The following is a 10293-nucleotide window of genomic DNA, read 5'->3' as shown; positions in this document are numbered from 1 at the left end:
GCCTTCGGCAGCTCCTACAGAGATGTGTTCGCGGTTCAATAGCCCAAACGGGCAGGCATATTCATATGCTCTTTCGATCTAGTTGGCGTCCTGATTAGAAGAGGTCGCTGTGCTAGGATCCCCGCTCGAACACGGCCCGCTGGCCGTTCATAAGAAAGCTTTCGTGAGTAGCCATGGTCGACAAACTGACGCATCTGAAACAGCTGGAGGCGGAAAGCATCCACATCATCCGCGAGGTGGCCGCCGAGTTCGACAACCCGGTGATGCTGTACTCCATCGGTAAAGACTCCGCCGTGATGCTGCATCTGGCACGCAAGGCGTTCTTCCCGGGCAAGCTGCCGTTTCCGGTGATGCACGTCGACACTCGCTGGAAATTCCAGGAGATGTACGCCTTCCGTGACAAGATGGTCGCCGAACTGGGCCTCGACCTGATCACCCACGTCAACCCGGACGGCGTGGCGCAGAACATCAACCCGTTCACCCACGGCAGCGCCAAGCACACCGACATCATGAAGACCGAGGGCCTGAAGCAGGCACTCGACAAGCATGGTTTCGACGCAGCGTTCGGCGGCGCCCGTCGCGATGAAGAGAAGTCCCGCGCCAAGGAGCGCGTGTACTCGTTCCGCGACAGCAAGCACCGCTGGGACCCGAAGAACCAGCGTCCCGAGCTGTGGAACGTCTACAACGGCAAGGTCAACAAGGGCGAGTCGATCCGCGTCTTCCCGCTGTCGAACTGGACCGAACTGGACATCTGGCAGTACATCTACCTTGAAGGCATCCCGATCGTCCCGCTGTACTTCGCTGCCGAGCGTGAAGTCATCGAGAAGAACGGCACGCTGATCATGATCGACGACGAGCGCATCCTCGAGCACCTGAGCGATGAAGACAAAGCGCGCATCGTCAAAAAGAAAGTGCGTTTCCGTACCCTTGGTTGCTACCCGTTGACGGGCGCGGTGGAGTCCGAGGCCGAAAGCCTCACGGACATCATTCAGGAAATGCTCCTGACGCGAACTTCCGAGCGCCAGGGCCGTGTCATCGACCACGATGGCGCAGGCTCGATGGAAGACAAAAAACGTCAAGGTTATTTCTAAGGGGCTGTCATGTCGCATCAATCTGATTTGATCAGCGAGGACATCCTCGCCTACCTGGGCCAGCACGAACGTAAAGAGCTGCTGCGCTTTTTGACCTGCGGTAACGTCGACGACGGCAAGAGCACCCTGATCGGGCGCCTGCTGCACGACTCCAAGATGATCTACGAAGATCACCTGGAAGCGATCACCCGCGACTCGAAAAAAGTCGGCACCACCGGCGAAGACATCGACCTGGCGTTGCTGGTCGACGGCCTGCAGGCCGAGCGTGAACAAGGCATCACCATCGATGTCGCGTACCGCTATTTCTCCACCGCCAAGCGCAAGTTCATCATCGCCGACACCCCCGGCCATGAGCAGTACACCCGCAACATGGCCACCGGTGCGTCCACCTGTGACCTGGCGATCATCCTGGTCGACGCCCGCTACGGCGTGCAGACCCAGACCCGTCGCCACAGCTTCATCGCCTCGTTGCTGGGCATCAAGCACATAGTCGTGGCCATCAACAAGATGGACCTCAAGGACTTCGACCAAGGCGTGTTCGAGTCGATCAAGGCCGACTACCTGCAGTTCGCCGAAGGCCTGAAGATGAAGCCCACCAGCATGCACTTCGTGCCGATGTCGGCACTGAAGGGCGACAACGTGGTGAACAAGTCCGAGCGCTCGCCGTGGTACACCGGCCAGTCGCTGATGGAAATCCTCGAGACCGTGGAAGTGGCGGGCGACCGCAACTTCACCGATCTGCGTTTCCCGGTGCAGTACGTCAACCGTCCGAACCTGAACTTCCGTGGCTTCGCCGGTACGCTGGCCAGCGGCATCGTCAAGAAAGGCGACGAAGTCGTGGTGCTGCCGTCGGGCAAGAGCAGCCGCGTGAAGTCCATCGTCACCTTCGAAGGTGAGCTGGAACATGCCGGTCCAGGTCAGGCAGTCACGCTGACCATGGAAGACGAAATCGACATCTCCCGTGGTGATCTGTTGGTTCACGCCGACAACGTGCCGCCGGTGACCGACAGCTTCGAAGCCATGCTGGTGTGGATGGCTGAAGAGCCGATGCTGCCGGGCAAGAAATACGACATCAAGCGCGCCACCAGTTACGTGCCGGGCTCCATCGCCAGCATCGTCAACAAGGTCGACGTGAACACCCTGGAAGAAGGTCCGGCCAGCGCGTTGCAGTTGAACGAAATCGGCAAGGTCAAGATCGCGCTCGACGCGCCGATTGCCCTCGACGGTTACGACAGCAACCGCACCACCGGCGCCTTCATCATCATCGACCGCTTGACCAACGGCACCGTCGGCGCCGGCATGATCGTCGCCCAGCCGTTGGCCCATGGCACCAGCACGCACCACGGCAAGCTGGCCCACGTCGCCACCGAAGAGCGCGCACAGCGCTTCGGCCAGCAACCGGCCACCGTGTTGTTCAGCGGCTTGTCGGGCGCGGGCAAGAGCACTCTGGCGTATGCCGTTGAACGCAAGCTGTTCGACCTTGGCCGTGCAGTGTTCGTACTCGATGGGCAGAACCTGCGTCACGACCTGAACAAAGGTCTGCCACAGGATCGCGCCGGGCGTACCGAGAACTGGCGCCGTGCCGCGCACGTTGCGCGTCAGTTCAACGAAGCCGGTCTGCTGACCCTGGCGGCGTTCGTTGCGCCGAGCGCCGAAGGTCGTGAACAGGCCCGGGAACTGATCGGCAAGGAACGTCTGCTGACGGTCTACGTCCAGGCTTCGCCGACCGTCTGCGCCGAGCGTGATCCGCAAGGCCTGTACGCGGCGGCCGGGGATAACATCCCGGGTGAGTCCTTCCCGTACGACGTGCCGCTGGATGCCGATCTGGTGATCGACACCCAGTCCGTGTCGCTGGAAGAAGGCGTCAAGCAAGTGCTGGGTCTGCTGCGTGAGCGTGGTGCGATCTAAGCGTTAGCCAGAAATGAAAAACCCGCCGATGAGTGATCCTCGGCGGGTTTTTTGTGCTCTGTAGATTGTCAAAAGATCGCAGCCTTCGGCAGCTCCTACAGGGTAAACGCGCACCTTTGTGTAGGAGCTGCCGAAGGCTGCGATCTTTTGATCTTAAGCTCCCGGGAATTCCCGATGCATCTGCGCAAGCAGAGCATCCTTGTCTTCCCACAACTGGTTGATCCAGCCCTGGAACTGCAATCGGTACTCACCATCCTGGTCGTAGTTCTTGCCGATGAACTGCGGCGGAATCTTCAGCTCTTCAAAATGCACCACCACATCCGCAATGTTCCCGCACAACAAGTCCCAGAAACCAGGACGCCCGGCGGGATAGTGGATGGTCACGTTGACGATGGACTCCAGTTGCTCACCCATCGCATCCAGCACAAAGGCAATGCCGCCGGCCTTGGGCTTGAGCAGGTACTTGAAGGGGGACTGTTGTTGCTTGTGCTTGCCCTCGGTGAAGCGCGTGCCTTCGACGAAGTTGAAAATGCCCACCGGGTTGTCGCGGAATTTGGCACAGGTCTTGCGGGTGGTTTCCAGGTCCTTGCCTTTCTTCTCCGGGTGCTTCTCCAGATAGGCCTTGGAGTAGCGCTTCATGAACGGAAAGCCCAGCGCCCACCAGGCCAGACCAATCACCGGGACCCAGATCAGCTCTTGTTTGAGAAAGAACTTCAACGGTTGGATCCGTCGGTTGAGCACGTATTGCAGCACCAGGATGTCGACCCAGCTCTGGTGGTTGCTGGTGATCAGGTACGAGTGCCGGTAGTCGAGGCCTTGCAGGCCGCTGATGTGCCAGCGCGTGCGGCGCACCAGGTTCATCCAGCCTTTGTTGAGGCTGATCCAGGCTTCATGGGTATGGCTCATCAGCCAGCCCGCGATGCGTTGGGTGAGGGCGAACGGCAGTGCCTTGACGAGCGCCACGCAGAACAGGAACGAGCAGAGCAAAATCGTGTTCAATGCCAGCAGCAGCGAGGCGATCACGCCGCGCAATGGGGCGGGTAGGAAGTCCAGCATTTACACATCCATAGGTCGGTTGGCGGCTTGAATCGCGGTCAGGGCGATGGTGTAGACGATGTCGTCGACCTGCGCGCCGCGCGGCAAATCGTTCACCGGTTTGCGCAGGCCTTGCAGCATCGGCCCGAGGCTGACGCAGTCGGCGCTGCGCTGCACGGCTTTGTGGGTGGTGTTGCCGGTGTTGAGGTCGGGGAACACGTACACCGTGGCACGACCGGCCACCTGGCTGTTCGGCGCCAGCTGCCGGGCCACGCTTTCGTTGGCGGCGGCGTCGTACTGTAAGGGGCCGTCGATCAGCAGCGAGTGCTGTTGTTCGTGGGCGAGCAGGGTGGCCTCGCGGACCTTTGCGACTTCCTCGCCGCTGTCCGACTCGCCGCTGGAGTAGCTGATCATCGCCACCCGCGGCGTGATGCCGAATGCGGCGGCCGAGTCGGCGCTTTGCAGGGCGATCTCGGCCAGTTCGCTGGCGCTCGGGTGCGGGTTCATCACGCAGTCGCCGTAGACCAGCACCTCTTCCGGGAACAGCATGAAGAACACCGAAGACACCAGGGTGCAGCCCGGTGCTGTTTTAATCAGCTGCAGGGCCGGGCGGATGGTGTTGGCGGTGGTGTTGATCACGCCCGATACCAGGCCGTCGACTTCATCGAGGGCCAGCATCATGGTGCCGATCACCACGGTGTCTTCGAGTTGCTGCTCGGCCATCGGCGCGTTGAGGCTTTTGCTTTTGCGCAGCGCGACCATTGGCTCGACGTAGCGTTCGCGGATCAAGTCCGGATCGATGATTTCCAGGCCGGGCGGCAACTCGATGCCCTGGGCGCGGGCGACGGCCTGCACGTCCTCGGGCTTGGCCAGCAGCACGCAGCGAGCGATACCGCGGGCCTGGCAGATCGCCGCGGCCTGCACGGTCAGCGGCTCGCTGCCTTCGGGCAGCACGATGCGCTTGTTGGCCGCCTGGGCGCGCTGGATCAATTGATAGCGGAACACCGCTGGCGACAGGCGCATCTCGCGCGGTGTACCGCAGCGCTGGTGCAACCAGTTGGCATCGAGATGGCCAGCGATGAAATCGGTGATGATTTCGGCGCGCTCGCGGTCGTCGATGGGGATTTCCTTGTTCAGGCCATTGAGCAGGTTGGCGGTGTCATAGGAGCCGGTACTCACCGACAACACCGGCAGCCCGGCCTGCAGGGCGCCGCGGCACAGGTCCATGATGCGTGGGTCGGGCAGGGTGTCGCTGGTCAGCAGCAGGCCGGCCAGCGGCACGCCGTTCAAGGCCGCGAGGCTGACGGCGAGGATGATGTCGTCGCGGTCGCCGGGGGTCACCACCAGCACGCCGGGCTTGAGCAACTCCACGGTGTTGCGCATGGTGCGGGCGCAAATGATGATTTTGGTCATGCGCCGGGTTTCATAGTCACCGGCGTTGAGCACTTGCGCGCCCATCAGGTCGGCGACGTCGCGGGTGCGCGGGGCGTTCAGTTCCGGCTGGAACGGAATGCAGCCGAGCAAACGGAAATCCCCGCTGCGCAGCAACGGCGAATGCTCCTTCAGGCGCGTGGCGAAGGCCTCCATGCTTTCCTCGGTCTTGACCTTGTTGAGGATCACGCCGAGGACTTTCGGGTCTTTCGGGCCGCCGAACAATTGCGCCTGCAACTCGACGCGACCGGAGAGTTCGGTCAGCACTTCGTTTTCCGGTGCCGAGACCAGGATCACCTCGGCGTCGAGGCTCTTGGCCAGGTGCAGGTTGACCCGCGCGGCGTAACTGGCGCTGCGGGTCGGCACCATGCCCTCGACGATCAGCACGTCCTTGCCGATGGCAGCCTGCTGATACAGGGTGATGATTTCCTCGAGCAGCTCATCGAGCTGACCGTCGCCGAGCATGCGCTCGACATGCGCCAGGCCCAGTGGCTGAGGCGGTTTCAAACCGTGGGTACGCGCCACCAGTTCGGTGGAGCGTTCCGGGCCCGTGTCGCCCGGATGCGGCTGGGCAATCGGTTTGAAAAAGCCGACCTTGAGCCCGGCGCGCTCAAGGGTACGCACCAGCCCGAGGCTGATGGAGGTCAGACCCACACCAAAATCGGTGGGCGCGATAAAAAAAGTTTGCATGCGGATTCTCTGGAAGGTGCATGGCAATGGTCACGACCTATGGCTGGTCGATTACCGAAATTCAGTCACCAAGGTTATCGCTAACCGTACCTTGTGCGCACCAACCGCAATCAAAGGGCTGGCCTATTTTTTCCTGGCGCAGCACAGGGTCCATGACCCAGGCGCGGGATTGCCATGGCGGCTGGTGCCGCAGGTGTTGGGTGTGGCCGCAGGAAAGCTCGGCCACCCAGTGGCCGTCCTCGTCCTGATGGAAGCCTGTGACCGTCGAATCCCGTTTGTCCGGGTTGTGTTCGCTTTCAGTCGATTGCTTCGCTAAACTTGGCCTTTCAATCTTCTTATGCAAAAGGTCTCGCCCCATGCTGATCGCCGCCAATAAGGCTGTCTCCATCGACTATACCCTGACCAACGACGCTGGTGAGGTCATCGACAGCTCCGCCGGCGGCGCGCCGCTGGTCTACCTGCAAGGCGCAGGCAACATCATCCCGGGCCTGGAAAAGGCTCTGGAAGGCAAGGCTGTCGGCGACGAGCTGACCGTAGCCGTTGAACCTGAAGACGCTTACGGCGAATACGCTGCCGAACTGGTCAGCACCCTGAGCCGCAGCATGTTCGAAGGCGTCGACGAGCTGGAAGTGGGCATGCAGTTCCACGCTTCCGCTCCGGACGGCCAGATGCAGATCGTGACCATCCGTGATCTGGACGGCGACGACGTGACCGTTGACGGCAACCACCCGTTGGCCGGTCAGCGCCTGAATTTCCAGGTCAAGATCGTTGCCATCCGTGACGCCAGCCAGGAAGAAATCGCTCATGGCCACGTCCATGGCGAAGGTGGCCATCACCACTGATTTCTGCGCTAAGCTCAGATAACTGGAGAGGCGCCCCGAGGGCGCCTTTTTAGTCTGCGGCTGTCCCTGACGACACCGCCAAGTGGCTGTTTCGAGAAGAACACGGGAATCTGGAGTACGCCATGAGTGCTTTTCACGACCTTAAATTGACAGCCCTGGATGGACAGGAGCTACCTCTGGCGCCTTTCAAAGGCCAAGTCGTATTGGTGGTCAACGTCGCCTCCAAATGCGGCCTGACCCCGCAATACGCGGCGCTGGAAAACCTCTACCAACAATACAAGGGCAAAGGCTTCAGCGTGTTGGGCCTGCCGTGCAACCAGTTTGCCGGGCAGGAACCGGGGACCGAGCAGGAGATCAAGGATTTCTGCAGCCTCAACTATGGTGTGACCTTCCCGTTGTCCAGCAAGCTGGAAGTCAACGGGCATGACCGTCATCAGTTGTACCGCTTGCTGGCGGGCGAGGGCGCGGAATTCCCCGGCGATATCACCTGGAACTTCGAGAAGTTCCTGCTGGGCAAGGATGGCCGCGTACTGGCGCGGTTCTCGCCACGCACGGCGCCGGATGATCCGACCATTGTTCATGCGATTGAAAAAGCGCTGAGTTAAGCCATAGATCAAGATCAAAAGATCGCAGCCTTCGGCAGCTCCTACACAGGATCGTAGGAGCTGCCGAAGGCTGCGATCTTTTGCTTTCTGTCTTTTGACCGTTAATCACCAAAATCAATAATGCTGTTCAAGCAGCGGATCCCTCCATATTATCACCGTCATAAAGTCCTTCTTCCGTGGAGCGTCCCATGCCCGTAAAAGCCCTGTTCAAACCGTTCCACCTCGGCACCCTCGAATTGCCGACCCGTGTCGTCATGGCGCCGATGACCCGCTCCTTTTCTCCGGGCGGCGTGCCGAATTCCAAAGTGATCGAGTACTACCGTCGCCGCGCCGCTGCGGGCGTTGGCCTCATCATCACCGAAGGCACCACCGTCGGTCACAAGGCGTCCAACGGCTACCCTAACGTTCCGCACTTCTATGGTGAAGCGGCTCTGGCCGGCTGGAAGAAAGTCGTCGACGCCGTTCACGCCGAAGGCGGCAAGATCGTTCCGCAGTTGTGGCACGTGGGCAGCGTACGTCGTATCGGCACCGAGCCGGACGCCAGCGTGAGAGGCTATGGCCCGTCGGAAAAAATCAAGGACGGCCAAGTCGTTGTGCACGGCATGACCCAACAGGATATCCAGGACGTGATTGCCGCATTCGCCCAGGCTGCCAAGGATGCCCAGAGCATCGGCATGGACGGCGTGGAAATCCACGGCGCCCACGGTTACCTGGTCGACCAGTTCTTCTGGGAAGGCAGCAACCAGCGTACCGACGAATACGGCGGCAGCCTGGCCAATCGTTCGCGCTTCGCCATTGAATTGATTCAGGCCGTGCGTGCCGCGGTCGGTGAAGGTTTCCCGATCATCTTCCGCTTCTCCCAGTGGAAACAGCAGGACTACACCGCGCGTCTGGTGCAAACCCCGGAGGCGCTGGGCGAGTTCCTCAAGCCGTTGGCCGATGCCGGCGTGGATATTTTCCACTGCTCGACCCGCCGCTTCTGGGAGCCGGAGTTCGACGGTTCCGAGCTGAACCTGGCTGGCTGGACCCGCCAACTCACCGGCAAGCCGACCATCACCGTGGGCAGCGTCGGCCTGGATGGCGAGTTCCTGCAGTTCATGGTCAACACCGACAAGGTGGCACAACCGGCCAGCCTGGAAAAACTGCTGGAGCGCCTGAACAACGACGAGTTCGACCTGGTAGCGGTCGGTCGTGCGTTGCTGGTGGACCCGGACTGGGCACAGAAAGTACGCGATGGTCGTGAGGACGACATCCTGCCGTTCAGCCGTGAAGCGTTGATGACGCTGGTTTAAGCGGCGTCTGGCCTTACGCTTTCGCGAGCAAGCCCGCTCCCACAAGGGATTTGTGTACGACACAGAACCAATGTGGGAGCGGGCTTGCTCGCGAAGACTGACTAAAGAGCACTACAAAATCAGGGAACAATCGGTGCATTCGGCACCACCCTCTCCCCGGCACAAGCCCCGCGCAACTGTCCCTCGAACTGCTCGATGATCGTCGCCCAGCCTTGGCGACTGGCATGCTGGCGTGCATTGAGCCGCACACTGCGCAAGGCCTCCCTGTCCTCCAGCAGCCATGCCGCTGCATCGCAGAACGCTTCTTCATCCCCCGGCATCGCCAACACACCGTTGTAGCCATGACGAATATGCTGGGCCGCCGCCGCCTGATCGTAGGCCACCACGCCGAGCCCCGAGGCCAGTGCTTCAAGCACCACATTGCCGAAGGTTTCGGTCAGGCTCGGAAACAGAAACACGTCGCCTGATGCGTAGTGACAGGCCAGGGCTTCACCCCGCTGGGTGCCGCAGAAAATCGCCTCGGGCATTTCGTTTTGCAGTTCCTGGCGCTGCGGACCGTCGCCGACCACGATCAGTTTCAGGGTGCGCCGGGGATAACTCGCCTTGAGGGTATTGAAGGTGCGTTTGAGCAAGCCAAGATTCTTTTCCGGGGCCAGGCGTCCGACGTGAATGACGGCGATGTCTTCCTCGGTCAGTCCCCATTGCTCACGCAGGGCACTTAATCGTTTGGCCGGGTGAAACAACTCACTGTCGACCCCTCGGGAGAGCAACGCCAGTCGTTCGAAATGCCGTCGTTCCAACTCCATGCGCTGACTGACGCTGGGCACCAGGGTCATGGTCGAGCGGTTGTGGAACCAACGCAGGTAGTGAGTCAGCAGGCGCGTGAGCAAGCCAAGGCCGTACTCGTTGGAGTACTGCTGGAAATTGGTGTGGAAACCGCTGACCACGGAAATCCCCAGACGCCGTGCAGCACGCAGGGCCGACAGGCCCAACGGGCCCTCGGTGGCGATGTAGAGCACGTCCGGGCGGTGACGCGTCCAGCGCCGCAGCAGCTTGTGCATCGACGACTGACCCCATTGCAGACCGGGATAGCCCGGTAGCGGCCAGCCGCGGCACAGCAGCAACTCATCGTCGCTGCCCAACTGCTGGTCGCAGCCCTGGCGTGGTCGCACCAGTTCCACCTGATGCCCGCGTGCGCGCAGACCGTCGCACAAGCGACCCAGGGTATTGGCCACGCCGTTGATTTCCGGAGGGAAGGTTTCGGTGATAAGGGTGATATGCAGAGCTGTCGTCATGACCCCAGTGTCGGCTGGGGCCATGTCGTCAGTGTGACGTCGGGATGATGGATTTGTGACGTTGTGGGCCTGGCCGGTGAACCGGTGCGCACTGACAAGTACTG

Annotated in this window: 9 protein-coding genes; 5 read left to right on the top strand and 4 right to left on the bottom strand. The window is 61.1% G+C overall.

What is annotated here, in order from left to right:
* Positions 1–173 precede the first annotated feature (173 nt).
* Together cysD and cysN are read left to right on the top strand one after the other, a co-directional pair.
* Positions 174–1091, top strand: a complete 918-nt coding sequence (gene cysD, locus AC07YV_RS20280; protein WP_007970286.1) for a sulfate adenylyltransferase subunit CysD — start codon at positions 174–176, stop codon at positions 1089–1091.
* Positions 1092–1100: 9 nt separating this feature from the next.
* Positions 1101–2999, top strand: a complete 1899-nt coding sequence (gene cysN, locus AC07YV_RS20275; RefSeq protein WP_102701496.1) for a sulfate adenylyltransferase subunit CysN — start codon at positions 1101–1103, stop codon at positions 2997–2999.
* A gap of 153 nt (positions 3000–3152) precedes the next feature.
* Here cysN and yihG read toward each other — a convergent pair whose 3' ends face one another.
* From yihG to AC07YV_RS20260, 3 genes are all read right to left on the bottom strand, one after another.
* Complete coding sequence (gene yihG, locus AC07YV_RS20270; protein WP_102701495.1) at positions 3153–4055, bottom strand: 1-acylglycerol-3-phosphate O-acyltransferase, YihG family; 903 nt, start codon at positions 4053–4055, stop codon at positions 3153–3155.
* The gene (pta, locus tag AC07YV_RS20265) at positions 4056–6155 is read right to left on the bottom strand and encodes a phosphate acetyltransferase (protein WP_102701494.1); all 2100 of its coding nucleotides are present in this window, start codon (positions 6153–6155) and stop codon (positions 4056–4058) included.
* Positions 6156–6216: 61 nt separating this feature from the next.
* A complete protein-coding gene (locus AC07YV_RS20260) occupies positions 6217–6543 on the bottom strand; it encodes a DUF3565 domain-containing protein (RefSeq protein ID WP_102675406.1) in 327 nt (108 codons plus the stop codon).
* On the opposite strand from AC07YV_RS20260, the gene AC07YV_RS20255 reads away from it, so the two are divergent.
* The 3 genes from AC07YV_RS20255 to AC07YV_RS20245 all read left to right on the top strand — a co-directional run bounded on the left by AC07YV_RS20255 (position 6512) and on the right by AC07YV_RS20245 (position 8894).
* Entirely contained in the window at positions 6512–6997 is a 486-nt protein-coding gene (locus AC07YV_RS20255; RefSeq protein WP_007942189.1) for an FKBP-type peptidyl-prolyl cis-trans isomerase, read from the top strand. The genes AC07YV_RS20260 and AC07YV_RS20255 overlap by 32 nt on opposite strands.
* Before the next feature lie 122 nt (positions 6998–7119).
* Positions 7120–7602 (top strand): glutathione peroxidase, encoded by a 483-nt coding sequence (locus AC07YV_RS20250; protein ID WP_008046206.1) that lies wholly within the window; start codon positions 7120–7122, stop codon positions 7600–7602.
* A gap of 188 nt (positions 7603–7790) precedes the next feature.
* Positions 7791–8894 (top strand): NADH:flavin oxidoreductase, encoded by a 1104-nt coding sequence (locus AC07YV_RS20245; RefSeq protein ID WP_102701493.1) that lies wholly within the window; start codon positions 7791–7793, stop codon positions 8892–8894.
* Positions 8895–9013: 119 nt separating this feature from the next.
* Here the strand turns inward: AC07YV_RS20245 and AC07YV_RS20240 are convergent, their stop codons facing one another.
* Entirely contained in the window at positions 9014–10213 is a 1200-nt protein-coding gene (locus AC07YV_RS20240; RefSeq protein WP_102701492.1) for a glycosyltransferase family 4 protein, read from the bottom strand.
* Positions 10214–10293: the final 80 nt, after the last annotated feature.

Source organism: Pseudomonas sp. GW456-E7 (assembly GCF_059424105.1).
The sequence above is the reverse complement of the archived record's forward strand: the minus strand, read 5'-3'. Positions and strand labels throughout refer to the sequence as shown.